The sequence below is a fragment of the Pseudoalteromonas sp. NZS71_1 genome (genome assembly GCF_015864305.1).
Taxonomy (GTDB): domain Bacteria; phylum Pseudomonadota; class Gammaproteobacteria; order Enterobacterales; family Alteromonadaceae; genus Pseudoalteromonas; species Pseudoalteromonas arctica.
The window spans coordinates 1-21,254 of record NZ_JADYXM010000011.1; the positions used below are offsets into that span (position 1 = coordinate 1).

Here is a 21,254-nt window from a genome sequence, read left to right on the forward strand (position 1 = left end):
ATATCAACGGATATTACAACAACGTTAGACCGCATCATTATAATGCTGGTTTAGCGCCAAATGAATCTGAGATTAGATACAAAGACTCTAAAACTGTGGCCAAATTTTATTGACCACTACAAGATAGCCCATTGCAAACTCCTATTGATAGCCAATTAAAATGAGTAAGCAATCACAGCAAAATTATTTAAGCCAATATCAGGTGAAAATTAAAATTTTTAACTAACCTGTATACATAATATTTTACGCTGCAAAATGCTCACCATTATTAATAAAATTGGTATTATTACTCTTAGTCTATATTAAACCAAAGCCCCTCATTAACAAGTGTAGTAAAAGTTTGAGTAAAAACTAAACTTGGGTTTGTTAAATTTAATGCTGAACTTTCAAATTCAGTATTATCGGTAAGTAGTTTTACCGCCGCTAAGTCAGTTAATGGCATAGCGTAATTTTCACCGTTTACACTTAATAACACTTCGGTATCGAGTTGCTGATAAATAGCACGCGTGCCACCTAAACGCTCAAACACAGTTTCTTCATCACTTAAATCATCGCTTATTTGCTCAGGTGTAAATGGAGGTTCTACTGGTGCTAAATCCATTTCATGTTTGGGCTGACTAAGCGTTGAGCCTAACCATTGTTTAAATAAATCGTCATTTTCTAAAAGTGCCGCCATCAGTGTTTTAACTTTATCAACTTCAAGGTTTGTAAGTTCACCTTTTGATTTTCTTAGTGTGATGTTGTGATCGGTATAACGTTTTTGTCCGCTTTCGGTATCAATAATATGATCGGCAAAGCTCGACAATAAATCTTGTTGATTTGGCGCTCTAAAACCAACTGAATAATTTAGTGCGTTTTCTACAGCGTAACCTTCGTGAGGGCACCCAGGTGGAATATACAAAATATCGCCTGGTTCTAATATGCAATCAATTACGGCTTCAAAAGGTTCAACTTGCAGTAACTTTTTGTTTTGAGCAAACTGCTTAAGTGTTGGGTCGGGTAAGCCTACACGCCAATGACGTTTACCTTCGCCTTGAATAATAAATACGTCGTATTGGTCTAAATGTGGACCAACACCACCATTAGGCGTTGAATAGCTGATCATTAAATCATCTATGCGCCAGTTGGGAATAAACCTAAAAGGTTCTAGCAGTTGTGCAGCATCGCTATGCCAGTGATCAACTGCTTGCACGAGTAAAGTGGAGTGATCGTCGGTTAACTGCTCAAAGTCTTCAAATGGACCTTGGTGCGTTTGCCAATCATTTTTATGATTGGTGATAATACGCGACTCTATGCTTTCTTCCATTGCTAGGCCGGCAAGTTCATTAGCATCAAGCGGGTCTTGAAAATTAGCAAAACCTTGTTTGATTAAAAGCGGCTTTTTTTGCCAAAAATGGCTTAAAAACTCTTGCTCAGACAAATTATTTATTTTTAATTGATACATACATTATGCCTACTAGTTAGTGCAATGGGGTTAAAACAAAAAAAGCGAAAGGATGATCCTTTCGCTTTTTAAAAGAGCAATTTAGTTTTTAAACTAAATCATCAATAAACTCAACAGCACGACCAATGTAATTAGCAGGTGTTAGTTTTTTCATTTCTACTTTAGCGTGCTCAGGAAGGTCTAAACCATCGATGAAGTCAGCCATTATTTCTTGATTTACACGTTTGCCGCGTGTTAAATCTTTAAGTTTTTCGTATGGCTTTTCAATACCATATTTACGCATAACTGTTTGAATCGGCTCGGCTAGCAATTCCCAGTTTTGATCAAGCTCGTCAGCTAAACGTTGCTCGTTTACTTCAAGCTTACTTACACCTTTAAGTGTTGATTGGTATGCAATAATCGCATAACCCATACCTACACCTAAGTTACGCAATACGGTTGAATCAGTAAGGTCACGCTGCCAGCGAGAAACGGGTAATTTTTGTGCAAGATGAGCAAAAATAGCGTTTGCTAAACCTAAGTTACCTTCTGAGTTTTCAAAATCAATTGGGTTAACTTTATGTGGCATTGTTGATGAGCCAATTTCGCCAGCAATTGTTTTTTGTTTAAAGTGATTAAGGGCAATGTAACCCCACATGTCACGGTCAAAATCTAACAATATAGTGTTAAAACGTGCAATTGCGTCAAACAATTCTGCAATATAGTCATGCGGTTCAATTTGTGTAGTAAATGGGTTTAGTGTTAAGCCTAAACTTGATACAAATTTATCTGCATGTGTATGCCAGTCGTAATCAGGGTATGCGCTAAGGTGTGCGTTGTAGTTACCTACAGCACCGTTAACTTTACCTAGCATCTCTACTTGTGCAATTTGCCCGCGTTGACGCTTTAAACGCATATATACGTTAGCAAACTCTTTACCCATAGTTGATGGTGTAGCAGGTTGTCCGTGCGTACGAGTCATCATTGGGATTGTTTTGTATTCAATTGCTTTAGCTTTAATTGCGCTTAAAAGTTCATCGCAATAAGGAAGTAAAACATTTTTACGCGCTTCGCTTAGCATTAAACCATGAGATAGATTGTTAATATCTTCTGAAGTACAAGCAAAGTGAATAAATTCGTTTATTGCATGAAGCTCACTGTTATCGGCTACTTTTTCTTTTAGTAGGTATTCAACCGCTTTAACATCGTGATTTGTAGTGCGTTCTATATCTTTAACGCGTTGTGCATCAGCTTCACTGAAGTTATCTACAATGGCGTTTAGAAGTGCATTAGCTTCTTCGCTAAATGCAGGTACTTCTTTAATATCGCTTGCTGCAGCTAACGCTTGCAACCAACGCACTTCAACAATTACGCGGTATTTGATTAAGCCAAATTCGCTGAAAATACTGCGTAGTTCAGTGGTTTTGCTGCCGTAGCGACCATCCACTGGAGAGATAGCCGTTAACGCTGAAAGCTCCATAATAACTCCTAAATTTTAGTTTGAACGATAGTTAAATTTTTGTTTTAGCAATAGCGAGTATTTTTCTTTTTGCAAAGAAAAAGTGACGGCGTTTACCGCCCATTTGTCGCCATAATACTGCACTTCTAATGCCGGCTAATAATAACGCACGGATTTTATTTTGAGTGAGCTGCTGTTTTAATAACTCGGGTTTGCCATAAACCTGTATTCGGTGCCCAAGGGGGCTCAGCACCGACGAGTATATATCTGCTAAACCGGCAACAACGCTCTCATCGGTAATAGCAAAGTGGTCTAAACGACGATGAATATCATCAATTCGTTTACCTAATTCGTTTAAGCTTTTGCCGTTTGCACTTAGTGCTCGCTCAAGCTGCATTAAACCACCTACGTACTTTACAATTTCAACATCTTTTTGAGCGCCTGCGGTTAGCTGCGCCATTAATGTTTTGTAACCATCACGTAAGTTGTCAGTACCTTGGTAAACATCTTCTGGCGATGCCGGAGATGTTTGAATAATACTTGAAAGTAAGATTTCTAAATCATGTTCGTTATTGTTGCCGTACTGGGCAATTTTTTGAACTTGTTTAGCAGCCTGGCACATGGCGGCAAGCGCCATGACTTGGTGTTCATTCATTACTTAATCACCGAATCAATAATACCGCCACCTAAACAGATATCTTCTGCGTAAAATACGGCAGATTGACCAGGCGTCACTGCTTTTTGTGGCTCGTCGAACAATACGCGGGCCATGCCGTCTTCACCTACAAGTAGGGTACAGCTTAAGTCTTCTTGGCGGTAACGCGTTTTTACTGTGCAGCGAGTTGTGCCTTTAGGGCCAATACGGTCTACCCAGTGAAGTTGGTTTGCGTTAAGACCGTTGCTGTATAGGCGAGGGTGATCTTTACCTTGGCCCACAATAAGTACATTTCGCTCAAGGTCTTTATCTACTACGTACCAAGGCTCACCAGAACCTTCTTTCATACCACCAATTAACAAGCCTTTGCGTTGTCCAAGTGTGTGGTACATTAAGCCTTCGTGCTCACCTACGTTATTACCGTCAGTGTCTTCGATAACGCCAGGTTGTGCTGGTAAGAACTTTTGTAAAAAGTCTTTAAATTTACGCTCACCAATAAAGCAGATACCTGTACTGTCTTTTTTATCGTGAGTGATTAGGTCTTGTTCTTCTGCTATGCGGCGTACTTCTGGTTTTTCGATATCGCCTACAGGGAATAACGTTTGGCCAATATGTTCATGGCTTAGAGTATATAAGAAGTAGCTTTGATCTTTATTGTTATCAAGTCCGCGACACATTACGTATTTGTCATCGCGAAGCTCACGGCGAACATAGTGACCCGTTGCAATAAAGTCAGCACCGAGTGCTTGAGCAGCAAATTCTAAAAAGGCTTTAAATTTAATTTCTTTGTTACACATTATATCTGGGTTAGGTGTACGACCTGCTTTGTACTCAGCTAAAAAGTACTCAAATACGTTGTCCCAGTATTCTGCTGCAAAGTTTACTGTGTGAAGTTCAATGCCTAACTTATCACACACTGATTGTGCATCTTTTAAGTCATCAGCGGCAGCACAGTATTCATCATTGTCGTCTTCTTCCCAGTTCTTCATAAACAGGCCTTCTACTTGGTAGCCCTGTTGTTGTAATAAATATGCAGATACAGAAGAATCAACACCGCCGGACATGCCAACAATGACTTTAATGTGACTATTTTCGCTCATGAATAATTTCGCTTATACAGATTGCTGTTAACTTGGAAAGGCCGCGATTATAGCATGTATTTTGTTTGTGCTTAAAGAGACTAAGGGCGCAAAGAGGGGAATTAGTCAGTATTTTATTTATATAACAAATAGCAAACTAGACTTAAGCGCGTTATCAGGCGGTAACTTTAGTAATATTAAAGTGATCTTTACTAATAAATTAAGACTATAGAATAATTCATGTAGTTATTGAGTTTTATTAATAGTATTTTCTTTTAAAACTACTAGAGTAAATATACACTTAATAAAATAAAAATAGTGGTGAGTATATGAATGTAAACCACTTTAAGTCGCTTGATATATAGTCAATGGAATGAATATATGAATTACGCCTATCAAATAAACAAGATAAATTCTTTAGTTGAACACTACACAAACGAATCTGATTTTGTGGATAGTGAATTACTCTCCAGTAAAACGACAGAGTTTAAAAAGTCAGCCTATCACCTTTTTTATGAGTTAATAAAACTCAAAAACCCTCACATTTTCCAAGAACCAAATCATGTACATGAGTTATTTAGTTTAATTAAGGGCTCAACTGCTAAAAAGAACATTGAGCTAAAGGTGCTTGAGCATGTAGAGCACTGGTGGCTTGAATGGTATTTTGCTTTAGAAATGGACGAAAAGCTTAGTATTGAAAAAAGTGATATGCCAATGAGTTACTTACCTCAAAGTACGCTCAACCCTATGCGCAAGCATGAGATAAGTCATTACGCTAGGTTATTTACCGTTTTGCCAATGCCGGTATGTAATGTGTGTGCTAAAACGGGTGATATTTTAAAAGTTAATCAACGCTTTGTAGATGTTTTTGGTTATACGGTAGAGGATGTACCTAATCTTAAATCGTGGTGGGAAAAAGCGTATCCAGATCCGCAATATAGAGCACTTGTAAAAGATCTGTGGCAAGACTCACTTGAAAAGGCGCTAAATAATAATAACGATATACCCGCAAATAACTATCGAGTTTCTTGTCGTGATGGTTCACAAGTGATGATGGAAATTTCAGGAATTGATATAGGTGAAGAGTTTTTAGCTGTTTTTAATGATGCTACAGAGCGTTTAGAAGCAGAGGATATACTTAGGGATATGGCCTTTTTGGATGCATTAACCAAAATTGCAAATAGGCGTCGGTTTGATGAAAAACTAACGCATGAGTACGAACGAGCAAAAGAATGCGAAGGCATGCTATCGATGATTATTATCGATATTGACCATTTTAAACAATTTAATGACCGGTATGGGCATGTAGCGGGCGATACGTGTTTATATGATGTGGCTCAAACAATTGCTTCAACGGTTAGTCGCCCAGAAGATTTTGTTGCTCGCTATGGGGGAGAGGAATTTGTTGTTTTATTACCTCAAACCGATAGGCAAGGGGCGTTGTTTATAGCTGAGCAAATACAAAAAGCTGTAGAAAATTTAGCTATTGCACACCAGGATAGCTTTACCGGATTTTTATCTATAAGTATGGGTATTAATACCATCAGTGACTATACAAATAGTGATGAAATTAGCTTTGTTAAAGCCGCTGATAACGCCCTGTATTATGCTAAAAAACAAGGGCGTAACTGCATAGCGCTAAGCTCCGAGTAAATAAAATAGAGTTAATTATTTTATTTAAGCTACTCCCCAATATAGCTAATTATAAATAGTTTCTAGGCTTAATACTGGTCGATTCAGGCTGTCGTTAATACACTTCAATACTAAAGGGCTTCTAAGCGGTAGTGATTTTATTTGCTCTAATGTGTACCAGTTAGCGCTGATAATGTCGGTATCTATTGGTGTTGGCGCTTTTATATTATCAGGCGCTTCAAATAAAAAGCAGAATCGTAAATAGTGCACTCCATTTTCGGCATGCAAATTATACACACCTAAAAAGCCGACTGGCTCAAGCGCTAAGCCTGTTTCTTCAAGCAACTCTCTGCTTGCAGCTTGTGCAAGAGTTTCGTTTTGCTCTAAATGACCCGCAGGTTGATTGTAACAAACCTGCTGTGTAAATTTATCGCGCTCTTTTACAAGTAAAAACTCATTTTGCTTTTTTACTATTGCCGCAACTGTTACATGCGGTTTATGCATCAACTACGCCCTTAATTACTTTGTATTCACCACAATTAATATCATCCAAGGTATAGTTGCCAATGCTATAACGAATGAGGCGAAGTGTAGGGTGTCCAATATGCGCGGTCATTCGGCGAACTTGTCTGTTTTTACCCTCGTTAATGGTAATACTTAACCAAGTAGTCGGGATTGCTTTTCGCTCTCGTACAGGCGGATTACGCGTCCAAATTGTAGGTTCATCAATTATTTTAACGTTAGCGGGGAGTGTAAGCCCGTCTTTAAGTTCTACGCCATTACATAAATCATTAATTGATTCACTTGTTGGTTCACCTTCAACTTGTGCCCAGTATGTTTTATTCGTTTTTTTATCAGGTGCAGTTAAGCTGTTTTGCAATTTCCCACAGTTTGTTAAAAGTAATAAACCTTCACTGTCTCTGTCTAATCTTCCTGCTGCGTAAACCTCTTTAATAGGGATGAACTCAGCGAGAGTTTTTCTGTCTGCGTCATCCGTAAATTGGCATAGCACATCAAATGGTTTATTGAATAACACAATTTTTCTGTCTTTAGATGCTATTTGCGGCTTTATCTCTCTTTTACCTGAAGGCGTTTTGTTAAGTGCACTGCGTGAATAAGTACGCCCTGTACTTCTTTTTGGCTTGGATTCAGTTACTTGATTATTGCCTGATTTAGATCTCATTATATGCACCTAGCTGGTTTTGGTAATCCGGCGATTTTTGTTGCTTGCTTAGCAGGACCTTTAGGGAATAATTTATATAAATAAAGGCTGTTTCCTTTATCTTCACCGAGTGCTTTAGCCATTGCTTTTACAAGCATCCGAATTGCTGGGCTGGTGTTATATTCAATATAAAAATCACGAACAAAGTTAATGACTTCCCAGTGTTGAACGCTAAGGGTAATGTTTTCTTGGATAGCAATTACAGGTGCAAGCTCCTTTGACCACAAAGTATGGTCAAGCAAGTAGCCTTGTTTGTCGGTTTCAATCTGTTGGTTGTTAAATTCAAGCATGAGTTACCACGTAATTGATTGATTAGTTGATAAAGTGAGTGCTACAAAGTCTTCATAGCTAATGGCTTTATCGTTATCTGTTAATTTTATTGCACGTACTTGCGCGTCTTGTTCAAGTATTAACAGTGTATCTGCAAATTGCCTAAATTGTTTTTTTGCAAAGCAGGCATCACCAACAAGTAGCACGTTATCGTGTGATAAAATTAAGTTCTCTAGCTGATTAGCCGAATAATAGTTAAGCGGCTTAGAAAAAATATGTAATGTACTCATAAATTCACCACATGTTGCTGCGCTTTGATTAATGTTTGTTGTTGGCTAAAGTTGAGTGCTTTTGCCTCTATGAGTAAATCATGTTTATTTAAACCATAATCAAGCAATGACTTTTCACACACGTAGATGTTTTCAACATCATAGATTTCGAGTGTTTTAATGTTTTTAAAAAAATCTTTTAAGCCAATATTGTTTGGTTGTTGATGTTTTTTTAAAGCCAAAACGGCGGGGCCGCTAAACAACCAACTCACATTTTGGTCAACGGCAGCAAATATCAATGTCATATCAAGTGCATCACGAATATTTAAATCGTCAAATGGACTGCACTGACTCATTACTAATACGTTTATCATTTAAATTGCACCCATTTATCAGCGTCGCTTGCAAGCATTGCAAATTCAGCTAGCCCTGCGACTGCAAATACACCTGTGTTTTTAATATCTAACCCGCGTTTTTCAGCGGCGGTAACACACAGCATTAAATTTAGTTTTCGATCGGCGAGTTGCTGCCAAAGTGCTGAAATTTGAAGTTCGTCTGAGGATAAATCAAAGTGGGTAGATGCATGATAAATACCTTGCTGGTATAAAAAAACAGCATCAATGGTGTGCCCTTGGGCTAAACATGCATTCGCAAACTTAACTAACCTTTGCGTTGTATCGTGATCGGATGGTGGTGTATGTAATGAAAGAACAAAACGTGACAAAACAATTCCAATAAAAAAGCCCCAATTAAGGGGCTATTTTAACAGAACTATTTAATTAGTCATCACTTGCGCCAAGTAGAGCAAGTAAAGACGTAAATAAGTTATATACGCTTAGGTATAAAGACACTGTTGCGCGAATGTAGTTGGTTTCGCCGCCATTAATGATTCGGCTTGTATCGAATAAAATCAAACCAGACATGATCAATACAACTGCCGCATTAAGCACCATAAACATAAGTGAACTGCCAACAAAAATATTAACGATGCTAGCTACAATCACAACGATTAAGCCAACCGTTAAAAAGCCACCCATAAATGAGAAGTCTTTTTTAGTGTTCAGTGCATAAGCAGATAAACCAAAAAAGATAAGCGCCGTAGAACCTAACGCTTGCATAATAAGCATTGGGCCATTAGGCATTGCAGCATAATGGTTAAGCAATGGACCTAAGCCAGCCCCCATTAAACCTGTGAAAGCAAACACCCAAAATACACCAGATGCTGTATCTGCTTTTTTATTTACAACAAATAATAAACCGAACGAAACAAGTGTAAACACAATTCCCATAAAGTAAGGTAATTGTAGTGCCATTGAAATACCGGCTGTAACAGCACTGAATGCAAGTGTCATAGCTAGTAAAAAGTAGGTGTTTTTAAGTACCTTGTTTGTTTCAATGGTAGACATTACCGGTTTCGCGGTATTGTACGATTGATTAAACGCCATTGTAGAGCTCCTTTAAGTGAAACGTGTGTGTTTCGATAATTTAACTAAAATTAGATTACCAACTCTTATATGTTTGGGCAAACCTTTGTAGATCAATAGAGTTAAATATTTAAATAAAAGAGTTTTGACGGCTAAATTAAAAACACTTTGTTCTAACTTTAGACAAATTAATTGTTTTTTAAGCACTTAAACAATTAATTTAAAAAAAAGCTTCACAAAAGGGATGGGTTTCCCTATTATGCAGGCCGTGCGGAGAGATGGCAGAGTGGTCGAATGCACCGGTCTTGAAAACCGGCATGGGTTTATAGCCCATCTAGGGTTCAAATCCCTATCTCTCCACCACTTATTTAATAAGTGTGTGGTAATTAAAGTATCATTCATTTAAATAGTTATTAGTACACTCTTACTTTTAACTTAGCAGTATCGGAGAGATGGCAGAGTGGTCGAATGCACCGGTCTTGAAAACCGGCATGGGTTTATAGCCCATCTAGGGTTCAAATCCCTATCTCTCCACCATATAACAAAATAGCCCGCTAATTTAGCGGGCTTTTTTGTGTTTGGAACAAAATCAGTGCACTTATACCAATCCGCAATAATACTTAATCATTTTGCGGGGCTAAACGTGTCGCTCGCTGCGTTAAAAAATTCTCATTTAGAACAACTAAATAGCGGATTTTTTGCCTAGCTATCAACACGTTTTTCCGCCCTCAAAATAGACCACTTAATTAAGCGAATTGGTATTACATGTTTTATCTCTCATTAGTAAAATCTTAAAAGCAGATAGAATTGCTCACACACCATCTTCTGCTGTTAAATAACGTTGATGTTCTCTTCCTTTTTTTGTTTTTAATAAAACTACCATCACAAAAATTTTAAATGAGTTGGAATGCACATATTAATGTGTGCTATTTTTAAACATTGGTGGATTAAAGGTATGCAAAATAGGATGTTGTGGCTCAAAGATGATCTAGATTCGAGAAAGTTAGTTGTATATCGTGCCGTCATGTTTTCGTTTATAGCGCTTTTTGTACTTTTTGTATTTCAACCTTTTGGCACTTCAAGCGATACCGAGTCTTACAAGTTTCTGCGGCTTTTTGGCTATGGGTTAGTAACCTTTTGTGCTTTGCTATTGTCAGGTTTCATAGAAATAGTGTTACTTAAGTTTAAGCTAAGTAAATTAAGCCGTTTAATTATTATTCCTGTCACATATATTTTAATTACTGCGTTATTCAATCATGGGTATTTTGTGGTTGCTGTACTTGGGTCTTGGCATTGGCAGAATCAATTACTTTTTGTAGGGTATATTTTTTGTATTGGTGTATTTCCTCTTATTTTTTTACTTGTGGTAAATAGGCATGTAATAGATTTAACTAAGCCAAGTACAGTTAGCGTCGTTCAAGAGCAGTTGAGAGAAGTTGAATTAAAGACAATTACTCTTAAAGGCGATAATAAAAACGACGAAATTAACACGGCTCATCACCATATTTTATTTATTAAATCTTCAGACAACTATTGTGAAATAACAATACTGGAAGGAGCTTCAACTTCACGTAAACTATTACGTGTATCTCTTAGCGGTTTATTAAAGCAGCTTCCAGAAAATACAATTATATTACGATGCCACCGTTCTTATGCGGTCAACCTGCAAAACATTCAGCACTACAGTGGTAATGCTGGAGGGTTGCAATTATCGCTGCATACAATTGATATTAAAATACCGGTGTCTCGTTCTTATGTAAAAGTAATAAAAGATGCTTTGTCATTAATCCCAAAAACATGTTAATCCCCCCTAAAACATGGGCTTTATACCTCGTCTTGTAATTGAGACCTAATAAGTCGCTTTGTATTTTTACTATTGCGAAGATTAAGTTGAAATTTACAACTTAACGAGGAAAGTAGATATGAAATACGCTATCAAGGCACTTGTAATAATTTCTATATTTGTATTTTGCCACTATGTAATGAGGCAGTTTTGGGGAGAAGGTTGGTCTAGCTGGTTGTCTGAACTTGATAATCTAACTGGCATTTTATTTACCCCCGCTAAATATACTTTTTTATATGGACCGTTAGTTATTGCGGCTATTATTTTGTTTAAACAAAGTGAGCCTTTTGAATCTATAGGGCTTAATTCTTCTGGTTTTATTAACTATGCACTCGCAGCAATTATTTGTTGTGCTCCTATGGCAATAGGTTATGGATTTTTGAGTGATGAACTTAACCTATCAATACCAGCAATAATCACCGGCTCAGTTTATGCGGGTTTTTTTGAAGAGCTAATTTTTAGGGCTGCATTGTTTGGTGTTTTATTTAAATATTGTAGATGGGGCTTTGTGCCTGCGGCATTGATTAGTTCAGTAATATTTGGCCTGGGCCATATTTATCAAGGTAATGATGCGATTTCTGCATTGATGGCGGTTGCGATCACTACTGTAGCAGGTACATGGTTTGCGTGGCTATATTGTGAATGTGGTTATCGTATTTGGTTTCCTATGTGGATGCATATTTTTATGAATGCAGCTTACGGAATATTTGGTATGTCGGGCGGCGCAGCAGGTGATCTACAAGGTAACTTATTTAAAGCAACAGCCATTGTGTTAAGTATTGTGTATGTTGAGATGCTAATTCGACGAGGAAAGCAGCGCGAAGTTACATTATCAAAATTATTTCAATGCACTAAAAGTGGCCTTTATACGCAACAAGCTTACTTAAATTGATTGGGAAACGACCATGCTAGAACTATTTATTGTAATAATTATATTTAGCTCACCCTTTTTGATTCTTACTATTACTAAACGTTATTTCACCTATAAAACTACAATAATGGCAGCGCAAGTAAAATTTAATGGACTGAATAATAATAAGATAACAAAATTAGAGGAACAAAGAGCGATGTTGAACAAAAGATTGGCAGTGCTAGAGGAAATAGTAACATCTCGCCACTTTGAGTTATCAAATAAAATAGCTCAGTTATAAGCACTTTGATAAGTATGACCCAAACGTATGAGCCTATTAATTTATTAATAGGCTCATACTGCAATAAGGTTTATTTTTAATCATAAATTACGACCATAGTCTCTATTTCTAAGCTTTAGATCTTGGTGCATGCTTAATACATTAAAATTTATACTCTGTATTAAGGATTATTAGATGAAACATCAACTCGCAAAAAGCGTCGCGCTTTCATTATTGTCCCCGGTAATTATTGGCAGCTTGTTAGGATTGTATTATGCACTAACGCTACAGGGTGATTTCTTATCCGTATTTTTTCAACTGTTGATGACTGCTATCTCAAATGCACATATTGTAGGCTTAACGATGGCGGCCTTTGTTGTGCCAGGGTATTTACTAATGTTTAAGTATTCTAAAGTTAATTATTCAGGTGTATTAACGCTTGGTTTGTTAGGTGGCGCTATATTTAGTTACTTATTAAGTGCCTCAACTGGCGAGATATTTTTGATTAATAGTGTTATGTCAGCATTTGCAGCCGGACTGTTTTTATTTGGTCTTCGCAAATCGGTAAAAAAATAATCGCAGCATTATTAACCAAGCACGCTGATAAACGGTGCGATTTCCTTTTTTTTACCTCCAAAAGGTTCCAATTTTTCACGACAAAGAGTACCTTTAGCTACTGTATGTTTAATAAGAAGTAGTTTGGTATGCAAAAGCACGATTTTTACCAGTCATTAGTTAAGCAAACTGAATCGCTGATAGCTGGTGAATCTAATGTAATTGCCAATTTGGCAAACATAAGCGCGCTGTTATTTACCTCTTTAGAAGATGTAAATTGGGCGGGCTTTTACTTTATGGATTCTCCTACTGAATTAGTACTTGGTCCGTTTCAAGGTAATCCTGCATGCATCCGTATTCCCGTTGGGAAAGGGGTATGTGGAACAGCTGCGGCAACCGCTGAAACACAATTAATTGAAGATGTTCACGCTTTTGACGGGCATATAGCCTGCGATGCAGCGTCTAACTCTGAAGTAGTTGTACCTATCATGAAACATGGTAAAGTATTCGCAGTACTAGACATTGATAGTCCAAGTATTGGCCGATTTGATGCTGATGATAAAGCTGGCCTTGAAGCATTAGTGAAATGCTTAGAGGCGAGCCTGTAATGAAAGATTTGCTAAATGTTCAAGACTACCTATTTGCTGTGCAAGATGTTGGCGACTGGGAAGGCGAAGAAGAGCATGTAGCGGAAACGCTCAATGATTTAATTCATATTGCATGGGATCGTCTTCCAGATGATTCAGAATGTGAATTTATTGATGAAACAATTAATGGTATTTGGGAACACCTTCGGGGTGATATGGCTGTAATAGAAGCCGATTTCGAAGAGTTGGTCGACTGGGTAACACACTACGTCGATTCGTCCCTTGATGAAAAGATGTGAAAAATAGGTTCTAAAATGGAAACCACAAACAAGCTAAAAGATATTAATGAAGTGTTGGAATTTTTATATCAAGAATTCCCACAATGTTTTAAACAAAAAGATGGCATCAAGCCGCTTAAAGTAGGTATTTTTAAAGATATTGCTGAGCGTATTGAAGGGTCTGAAAAAGTAAGTAAGACTCAAGTTCGTCAAGCGCTTAGAAAATACACGTCTAATTGGCGTTATTTAGAAGCTGTGACAAAGTCAGAGTTTCGTATTGATCTTGATGGTAATCAAGGTGAAAAAGTTGAGCAAGAGCATATCGACCATGCACAAAAAGCATTGGAAGAAAGCCGCGCTAAAATGGCAAAACGCAAAAAACAACAGCGTCCTCGCCAAGATTCTGATTCTAAATCTTTCAAGAAAAAACCAGCTCATGCTAGCAAAGCAGGCGATAAAAACGCACCTGCAGCTAACAAACCTGCTAAAGCAGCGCCAGTTAAACGTTCAGGAAAAATTGAACCTTTACCAGCAACTGAGGTCAAGGTTAATAATAAGGTTAAGGTTAAACTTGGCCAAGCACTTGTAAATGCAGTAATCACTGAAGTGAACAAAGATGACGTTCATGTTGAATTAGTGACAGGTATGCAAGTTAAAACCAAAGCTGACAGCTTATACATCGTTTAAGTTGTAAATAAATTAAGGAGTTGTGTATGAGTAAAAAGTTTACGCTCATTCCGTTAGTTGCTGCCCTGTTTTCAGGTTCATTATTTGCTGCTGTAGAAGCCGTTACAATTGACGATTTACCCCAGCTTAAGCAAGAGAGTCAACATGGTACTGCTAGCAAACGAGTGGCCAGCTTATTTGCTCGTTCACACTATACACCGGTTCGATTTAACGATGAGCTTTCTAGTAAAGTGTACGATCGTTATATCGAATCCCTTGATTTTAATAAAAGCGTTTTCTTAGCCAGCGATATTGCTTCTTTTGAGCAATATCGTGATGACTTTGATAACGCTATTACTACCGGTAAATTAGACTTTACGTTTGATATTTTTAACTTAAGTCTTAAACGCCGTTTTGAACGTTACGAGTATTCACTTACTTTACTTGAAAAAGAAATGACGTTTGATAAAGAAGATGAATACTTTTTTGACCGTGAAGATTCAGCATGGCCTGTGTCACAAGCTGAGCTTGATGAAATTTGGCGTGAGCGTGTAAAGTACGACGCACTGCGTTTAAAAATGACGGGTAAAGATTGGGAAGGCATTAAAGAAGTGCTGACCAAACGCTATAAAAATGCAGAAAAACGTTTAGTACAATCTAATTCAGAAGATGCTTTTCAAATTGTTATGAATTCGCTAGCACGTAGTATTGAGGCGCATACATCTTATTTATCGCCACGTCGTGCAGAGCAATTCAAAATGGATATGGATTTAGAGCTTGAGGGCATTGGTGCCGTACTAAGCCCTGATGAAGACTACACTGTTATTCGCAGCTTAGTGCCGGGAGGCCCTGCAGATAAAACAGATCAAATTAAAGCTGATGACCGCATTATTGGTGTTGCCCAAGATGGCGAAGAATTTGTAGACGTAATTGGCTGGCGTTTAGATGACGTAGTTGATTTAATTAAAGGTCCTAAAGGGACTAAAGTACGTCTACAGTATTTAAAAGGTGTTGACGCTCACGGCGCACCTAAAGTTGTTGAAATCACGCGTGATAAAATTCGACTTGAAGATAGAGCGGCTAAATCAGAAGTATTTGAAGCCAAATACTCTGATTTAACAAGTAAAGTTGGCGTGATTGAAATTCCAGGCTTTTACAATAATCTTTCGAAAGATGTAAAAGTTGAGCTGGCTAAGCTTAAAGAAGAAAAAGTTGATGGTATTATTATCGACTTACGCCAAAATGGTGGTGGTTCTTTATATGAAGCAACACAACTGTCTGGTTTGTTTTTTGACCAAGGTCCAGTTGTTCAAATTCATACCTTAAATAACCGTATTGAAGAGCAAAAAGATCGTGATGGTATAACTTATTACGACGGTCCTTTAACTGTTTTAGTTGACCGTTACAGTGCCTCTGCTTCTGAAATATTTGCAGCAGCTATGCAAGATTATGGTCGTGCAGTTATTATTGGCGAGCAAACTTTTGGTAAAGGTACAGTACAGCAGCACAAAGGCTTAGGCCGCGCTTACGATTTATACGATAATGCGCTGGGTAGCGTACAATATACGATTGCTAAGTTTTATCGTATTAACGGTGGTAGTACGCAACATAAAGGTGTGATCCCTGATATTTCGTTTCCATCAGCAATCGATCCTGCAGAGTGGGGCGAAAGTAAGCAAGATAATGCACTTCCTTGGGACAGCATTGTTAAAGCGAAATACAAAAAATTAGGTAATTTAACACCTATTATTACGTACCTTGAGAAACAACACGAAGTACGAATTAAATCAGAACCAGAATTTGGTTATGTATTTAATGACATTACCTTATACAACGAAGAGAAAGACCGTAAAACTATCTCTTTAGTTGAAGCTACGCGTATTAAAGAAAAAGATGAAGGTGAAGCACGTGCACTTGTACGTACTAACGAACGTCTTAAGCGTTTAGGTAAAGATCCGGTAGAAAACTTAGACGATTTACCTGAAGTAATTGAAGAGCTTGACCCATTTTTGGAAGAAGCTGCATTAATTACTCAAGATTATATTAATTATGGTCGTATAGCTAAGAAGTAACAACTGGTTTTACCTCTATAAAAAAGGCGCATTAGCGCCTTTTTTACTACCTAAAATTTACTAAATTGTTATAATATTTGATTACATAAAGTTGAGCTAGATCAATCATGCTCAATTAATGCGCTTTACGTGCTAAAAATAATAATTAAACACACAGTAAGTGTGTCTAGGAGTCTCTACTTTGAAGCTATTGGATGACAAACCAATCAAGCCCGCCTCGTTTTTTGATGCATTAATTCCTATCTCTGTATTAATTTGTTTACTTGGTGCTGCAGTTTACTTATTTGGTGATAACTCTTCATCAGGCCCTAACCAAATTGCACTTTTATTTGCTACTTTTGCAGCGGCTTTAATTGGGCTTAAAAACGGTTATACATGGAAAAAATTAGAACAAGCCATGATCGAAGGTATAACGCTTTCACTTGGCGCTATCCTAATTTTACTTATGGTAGGTGCGTTAATTGGCACTTGGCTACTTTCTGGAACTGTACCAACTTTAATTTATTATGGCTTGCAAGTTATAAACCCAAGTTGGTTTTATGCAGCGAGTTGTTTAATTTGTGGCATTGTAGCTATGAGTATAGGTAGTTCTTGGACTACTGCCGCTACGATAGGTGTTGCTTTATTAGGCGTTGCAACGGGTCTTGGACTTGAACAAACAGTTACAGCAGGCGCTGTTATATCTGGTGCGTACTTTGGTGATAAGTTAAGCCCGCTGTCAGAAACAACCAATCTAGCGCCAGCAGTTGTAGGCGCTGATTTATTTGAGCATATTCAACATATGCTGTGGACGACAGTACCAAGTTTTGTAATTGCACTGATTATATTTATATTCATGGGCTTTAACGCAACTGCTTCAAGCGAAGCGGGGCGCATTGATGAAATAACGGCTATTTTACAGCAAAACTTTAATATTGGTTTTGAAATGCTAATCCCGCTAATTGTACTTTTAGTTTTAGCGATTAAAAAAATGCCAGCCTTTCCTGCTATCTCTATCGGTGCTGTTGTGGGCGCTGTTTGGGCCATGTTGTTTCAATCTGATTTAATTGCTAGCCAAATTGATGTTTCTCAAGGGCAGCTAGTTGGCTATTTTAAGCTTGTTTGGACGACGTTTTTTGATGGTTTTAGCATAAGTACAGGCGATGACAAAATGGACTCCCTACTCAGTGGTGGCGGTATGTCCGGAATGCTTACAACCACATGGCTTATTATGACTGCACTGATGTTTGGTGCCATTATGGAAAAAACAGGCCTTTTGGATATTTTTGTTAAAAGCATACTTAAAATAGCTAAAAGTACGGGATCGTTAATTGCGGCAACAATAGCAACGTGTATTGGTACTAACGTGATAGCGGCCGATCAATATATTGCAATTGTTGTACCTGGTCGTATGTTTAAAGATGAATATGAAAAACGTGGTTTGAAGCCTGTTAACTTATCTCGTACATTGGAAGATGGCGGTACAATTACCAGCCCACTAATTCCATGGAACACGTGTGGCGCATATATGCAAAGCGTTTTACTAATAAATCCTTTTGATTATGCACTCTATGCTTTCTTTAACTTAATTAACCCTGTTTTAGCGGTGGTTTATGCCTACTTGGGCATTAAAATTTTACGTATTAAGCCAAAACAATCCGCCTAATTTTAAACTGCTCCTTTTAACTTAAAAGGAGCTGTTTTGGAGTATCTATGACTGAATCAAGTAAACCTCAAGCACAATATCTTAAAGACTATAAAGCTCCTGATTTTTTAATTGACCACACAGAGCTAACCTTTGACTTACAGCCATTATCAACCAAAGTAAGCTCTTTGCTAACGCTTACGCGTGTTGGTGATAAAAAAGCACCTTTAGTGCTTGATGGTATTGATTTACGCTTACTGTCTTTATCTATTGATACGGTTGATATAACTGATTATGAAATTATTGGCGAGCAGCTAATAATTAATAACCTACCGGATAGTTGCCAATTAAGTATTGTGACCGAGATATCGCCTGAGACGAATACTTCTTTAGAGGGTTTGTATTTATCTGGCGGTGCGTATTGTACACAGTGTGAAGCGCAGGGTTTTAGAAAGATCACCTATTACATGGATCGCCCTGATGTACTTGCCACGTTTGATGTAACTATTATTGCCGATAAAAAGTATCTACAACTTCTTTCTAATGGTAATCAAGTAGACAGTGGTGAAACACAAGATGGTCGTCATTTTGTGAAATGGCAAGACCCATTTAAAAAGCCGAGCTATTTATTTGCACTTGTAGCGGGCGATTTTGATGTTTTAAAAGATACGTACACGACTAAAAGCGGCAGAGATGTAGAATTAGCATTGTTTGTTGATAAAGGTAATTTATCTAAAACACCCCATGCTATTGCCTCACTCAAAAAGGCAATGCAGTGGGATGAAGAACGCTTTAATTTAGAGTATGACCTTGATATTTATATGATTGTAGCCGTCGATTTTTTCAACATGGGCGCGATGGAAAATAAAGGGCTAAACGTTTTTAACAGTAAATGCGTATTAGCTAATCAAGAAACAGCCACAGATAAAGACTACCATACGATTGAATCCATTGTAGGGCATGAGTACTTTCATAACTGGACAGGTAACCGAGTTACTTGTAGAGATTGGTTTCAGTTATCGCTAAAAGAAGGGTTAACTGTATTTAGAGACCAAGAGTTCAGTAGTGATTTAGGCTCTCGTGCACTTAACCGAATTGATGCGGTCAAAGTTATGCGTACGCATCAGTTTAGCGAAGATGCAGGCCCTATGGCTCACCCAATTCGCCCTGAGAAAGTTATTGAAATGAATAACTTTTATACAGTAACTGTATACGATAAAGGTGCTGAAGTTATCCGTATGATGCACACATTACTGGGTGAAACTAACTTTCAAAAAGGGATGACGCTTTACTTTGAGCGCCACGATGGGCAAGCAGTTACATGTGATGACTTTGTAAGTGCGATGAGCGATGCATCAGGTGTTGATTTAGAGCAATTTAAACAATGGTACAGCCAATCAGGTACACCGCGTTTAAATGCAATTCAAGAATTTGATAGCAGCTCAAATACATACACTTTGACAATCGAGCAAACAGCGCCAGCTAATCAGCCAGAGAATAAAAAGCTTCATATACCTTTTGCTATTGAACTACTTGATGCCAATGGACAAAGTATTGCTCTGCAATATAAAGGTAAAAAGCTAGATCATGTACTCGATGTAACTAATGCGACTCAAACATTTAGCTTTGATAATATTTTAGAAAAGCCTGTTGCGGTTTTACTCGAAGACTTTTCTGCTCCTTGTATTTTAAACCAGCAAACAACAGAGCCCGAACTATTGCATATTATGCGTTTTGCGCGCAGTGATTTTTCACGTTGGGATGCACAACAGCAGCTATTCATTAAGGCGATTAAATCTCAAATCACCGATGCAACGAATAGCGTATTAAGCAGCGAAATTATAAATGCGCTACGTGTACTTATAAACACCAAAGAGGGCGATTTAGCTTTAATTGCAGAGCTGTTTAAATTGCCGAGTTTTGACACGTTAGCTGCTGAATTTGATGTAATACCTGTAGATGACATTATTGAAATAACAGAAAAGTTTGAGCAACAAATTGCTGATGAACTTGCTGATGAGCTGCTTAGTTGTTACGAATCTCTTGAAGATGATGGCAGTATAAGTGCAAGCGCTGTTGCGAATCGTGCTTTAAAGCAAATATGTCTGCACTACCTTGCTAAAACACAAAGTCCAGAAGCTGTAACCTTTATTAAAGAAGCTGCAAGCTCGACTAATATGACTAATGTACTTGGTGCCCTAAGCGCTGTGGTAAAAGCTTCACACCCTGTTAGAGATGAGCTTTTGAGTCATTTTGATAGTCAGTGGCGTCATGATGTTTTAGTCATGGATAAGTGGTTTGCACTGCAAGCTATGCAATCAGGCAGTACTGCTATAGATGATATTAAGGCACTTTACGAACACCCGTGTTTTGATTTTTCAAATCCTAACCGTGTACGTGCACTTGTAGGAAGTTTTAGCCACTTTAATACAGCACAATTTCATCGAGCAGATGCTCAAGGCTATGCGTTATTAGGTGATTTATTAATAAAACTTAATGCAATTAATCCACAAAATGCATCTCGTATGTTAACACCGTTTATGTCGTGGAAGCGTTACGATGATGTACGCTCACAAGCAATGAAGCTGCAATTACAACGCTTAGCCAACTTAGATGGCCTAAGTGCTGACTTGTATGAAAAGGTTGAAAAAGCGCTCGCATAAATGATTGAGTATTATTTTACCTTAAGATTGAGCTATAACGAGTGCATGGATTACTACCATGGCCGTTTTAGCTCTTTACAAGTTGTAGAGGATGGCGGTAAAACAATTCGTTTTGCTGCTACGCATTTGAGGCCCTTCATTTCGAGCTTGGGTGTACGTGGCCGTTTTAGACTCTTATTAACCCCCGAAAACAAGTTCATCCGCCTAGAGCGAGTGGCCTGACACTCGGTTTTTATGTTATATATACATAAAAATATTGTATTTTTGTTAATTTCAATTTGTCCTATTGTTAAATTACGTGTATAAATTATCTGGTACGACGTCTTACCAATACGTAAGCGTTAACCAGAATAAGAAGTATATGACAGATTAGAGCGAGTATTTGTAATTTTACTGATTCGCT

At 37.7% G+C, this 21,254-nt stretch carries 23 protein-coding genes and 2 tRNA genes; 14 read left to right on the forward strand and 11 right to left on the reverse strand.

The window, feature by feature from the left end; translation table 11 throughout:
* Positions 1-292: 292 nt before the first annotated feature.
* The 4 genes from I6F43_RS14940 to mnmA form a co-directional block, all read right to left on the reverse strand.
* Entirely contained in the window at positions 293-1,444 is a 1,152-nt protein-coding gene (locus I6F43_RS14940; RefSeq protein WP_169043730.1) for a ribosomal protein uL16 3-hydroxylase, read from the reverse strand.
* A gap of 88 nt (positions 1,445-1,532) precedes the next feature.
* Entirely contained in the window at positions 1,533-2,903 is a 1,371-nt protein-coding gene (gene purB, locus I6F43_RS14945) for an adenylosuccinate lyase (protein WP_010552649.1), read from the reverse strand.
* Between the two features lie 31 nt (positions 2,904-2,934).
* The gene (gene hflD, locus I6F43_RS14950) at positions 2,935-3,537 is read right to left on the reverse strand and encodes a high frequency lysogenization protein HflD (RefSeq protein ID WP_101216242.1); all 603 of its coding nucleotides are present in this window, start codon (positions 3,535-3,537) and stop codon (positions 2,935-2,937) included.
* Positions 3,537-4,637, reverse strand: a complete 1,101-nt coding sequence (mnmA, locus tag I6F43_RS14955) for a tRNA 2-thiouridine(34) synthase MnmA (protein ID WP_165722975.1) — start codon at positions 4,635-4,637, stop codon at positions 3,537-3,539. The genes hflD and mnmA overlap by 1 nt, the downstream gene beginning before the upstream one ends.
* 360 nt (positions 4,638-4,997) lie before the next feature.
* Here mnmA and I6F43_RS14960 point away from each other — a divergent pair, with 360 nt between their 5' ends.
* Positions 4,998-6,269 carry a sensor domain-containing diguanylate cyclase gene (locus I6F43_RS14960; RefSeq protein ID WP_024592557.1) on the forward strand — a complete coding sequence of 424 codons (1,272 nt, stop codon included), beginning with the start codon at positions 4,998-5,000 and terminating at the stop codon, positions 6,267-6,269.
* A 45-nt stretch (positions 6,270-6,314) separates the two neighbouring features.
* Here the strand turns inward: I6F43_RS14960 and I6F43_RS14965 are convergent, their stop codons facing one another.
* Genes I6F43_RS14965 through I6F43_RS14995 form a run of 7 tightly spaced genes read right to left on the reverse strand, consistent with a single transcriptional unit; the run spans position 6,315 to position 9,454 of the window.
* Positions 6,315-6,752 carry an NUDIX hydrolase gene (locus I6F43_RS14965; protein ID WP_024592558.1) on the reverse strand — a complete coding sequence of 146 codons (438 nt, stop codon included), beginning with the start codon at positions 6,750-6,752 and terminating at the stop codon, positions 6,315-6,317.
* Positions 6,745-7,431 (reverse strand): pseudouridine synthase, encoded by a 687-nt coding sequence (locus I6F43_RS14970; protein ID WP_101163788.1) that lies wholly within the window; start codon positions 7,429-7,431, stop codon positions 6,745-6,747. Before I6F43_RS14970 ends, I6F43_RS14965 begins: the two co-directional genes overlap by 8 nt.
* The gene (locus I6F43_RS14975; protein ID WP_007580207.1) at positions 7,431-7,760 is read right to left on the reverse strand and encodes a TusE/DsrC/DsvC family sulfur relay protein; all 330 of its coding nucleotides are present in this window, start codon (positions 7,758-7,760) and stop codon (positions 7,431-7,433) included. Before I6F43_RS14975 ends, I6F43_RS14970 begins: the two co-directional genes overlap by 1 nt.
* 3 nt (positions 7,761-7,763) lie before the next feature.
* Positions 7,764-8,030: a DsrH/TusB family sulfur metabolism protein gene (locus tag I6F43_RS14980; protein ID WP_197102966.1), complete on the reverse strand. Its 267-nt coding sequence runs from the start codon at positions 8,028-8,030 to the stop codon at positions 7,764-7,766.
* Positions 8,027-8,383, reverse strand: coding sequence for a sulfurtransferase complex subunit TusC (gene tusC, locus I6F43_RS14985; protein WP_007580210.1), 357 nt, complete (start codon positions 8,381-8,383; stop codon positions 8,027-8,029). The genes I6F43_RS14980 and tusC overlap by 4 nt, the downstream gene beginning before the upstream one ends.
* Positions 8,380-8,733, reverse strand: coding sequence for a sulfurtransferase complex subunit TusD (gene tusD / locus I6F43_RS14990; RefSeq protein WP_165735216.1), 354 nt, complete (start codon positions 8,731-8,733; stop codon positions 8,380-8,382). Before tusD ends, tusC begins: the two co-directional genes overlap by 4 nt.
* A 55-nt stretch (positions 8,734-8,788) precedes the next feature.
* The gene (locus I6F43_RS14995) at positions 8,789-9,454 is read right to left on the reverse strand and encodes a Bax inhibitor-1/YccA family protein (RefSeq protein ID WP_007580214.1); all 666 of its coding nucleotides are present in this window, start codon (positions 9,452-9,454) and stop codon (positions 8,789-8,791) included.
* Positions 9,455-9,705: 251 nt separating this feature from the next.
* Here I6F43_RS14995 and I6F43_RS15000 point away from each other — a divergent pair.
* From I6F43_RS15000 to I6F43_RS15060, 13 genes are all read left to right on the forward strand, one after another.
* A tRNA-Ser gene (locus tag I6F43_RS15000) sits at positions 9,706-9,796 on the forward strand.
* Between the two features lie 83 nt (positions 9,797-9,879).
* Positions 9,880-9,970, forward strand: a tRNA-Ser gene (locus I6F43_RS15005).
* Between the two features lie 382 nt (positions 9,971-10,352).
* On the forward strand, positions 10,353-11,237 hold the full coding sequence (locus I6F43_RS15010) for a LytR/AlgR family response regulator transcription factor (RefSeq protein WP_101216246.1): 885 nt from the start codon (positions 10,353-10,355) through the stop codon (positions 11,235-11,237).
* A gap of 118 nt (positions 11,238-11,355) precedes the next feature.
* Entirely contained in the window at positions 11,356-12,168 is an 813-nt protein-coding gene (locus I6F43_RS15015; protein WP_101216247.1) for a CPBP family intramembrane glutamic endopeptidase, read from the forward strand.
* Positions 12,169-12,181: 13 nt separating this feature from the next.
* Positions 12,182-12,427 carry a hypothetical protein gene (locus I6F43_RS15020; protein ID WP_101216248.1) on the forward strand — a complete coding sequence of 82 codons (246 nt, stop codon included), beginning with the start codon at positions 12,182-12,184 and terminating at the stop codon, positions 12,425-12,427.
* A gap of 174 nt (positions 12,428-12,601) precedes the next feature.
* Positions 12,602-12,982: a hypothetical protein gene (locus tag I6F43_RS15025; protein WP_007586920.1), complete on the forward strand. Its 381-nt coding sequence runs from the start codon at positions 12,602-12,604 to the stop codon at positions 12,980-12,982.
* Between the two features lie 128 nt (positions 12,983-13,110).
* A complete protein-coding gene (locus I6F43_RS15030) occupies positions 13,111-13,569 on the forward strand; it encodes a GAF domain-containing protein (RefSeq protein WP_007586917.1) in 459 nt (152 codons plus the stop codon).
* Positions 13,569-13,847, forward strand: a complete 279-nt coding sequence (locus I6F43_RS15035) for a hypothetical protein (protein ID WP_002961910.1) — start codon at positions 13,569-13,571, stop codon at positions 13,845-13,847. Before I6F43_RS15030 ends, I6F43_RS15035 begins: the two co-directional genes overlap by 1 nt.
* A gap of 15 nt (positions 13,848-13,862) precedes the next feature.
* Complete coding sequence (gene proQ, locus I6F43_RS15040) at positions 13,863-14,513, forward strand: RNA chaperone ProQ (protein ID WP_007586916.1); 651 nt, start codon at positions 13,863-13,865, stop codon at positions 14,511-14,513.
* Positions 14,514-14,539: 26 nt separating this feature from the next.
* Entirely contained in the window at positions 14,540-16,564 is a 2,025-nt protein-coding gene (prc, locus tag I6F43_RS15045; RefSeq protein WP_007586913.1) for a carboxy terminal-processing peptidase, read from the forward strand.
* A gap of 181 nt (positions 16,565-16,745) precedes the next feature.
* The gene (gene nhaC / locus I6F43_RS15050; RefSeq protein ID WP_007586912.1) at positions 16,746-18,209 is read left to right on the forward strand and encodes a Na+/H+ antiporter NhaC; all 1,464 of its coding nucleotides are present in this window, start codon (positions 16,746-16,748) and stop codon (positions 18,207-18,209) included.
* Between the two features lie 47 nt (positions 18,210-18,256).
* A complete protein-coding gene (gene pepN / locus I6F43_RS15055) occupies positions 18,257-20,851 on the forward strand; it encodes an aminopeptidase N (RefSeq protein ID WP_101216250.1) in 2,595 nt (864 codons plus the stop codon).
* Positions 20,852-21,073, forward strand: coding sequence for a DUF2835 family protein (locus tag I6F43_RS15060; RefSeq protein ID WP_010552655.1), 222 nt, complete (start codon positions 20,852-20,854; stop codon positions 21,071-21,073).
* The last annotated feature ends 181 nt before the right edge of the window (positions 21,074-21,254 follow it).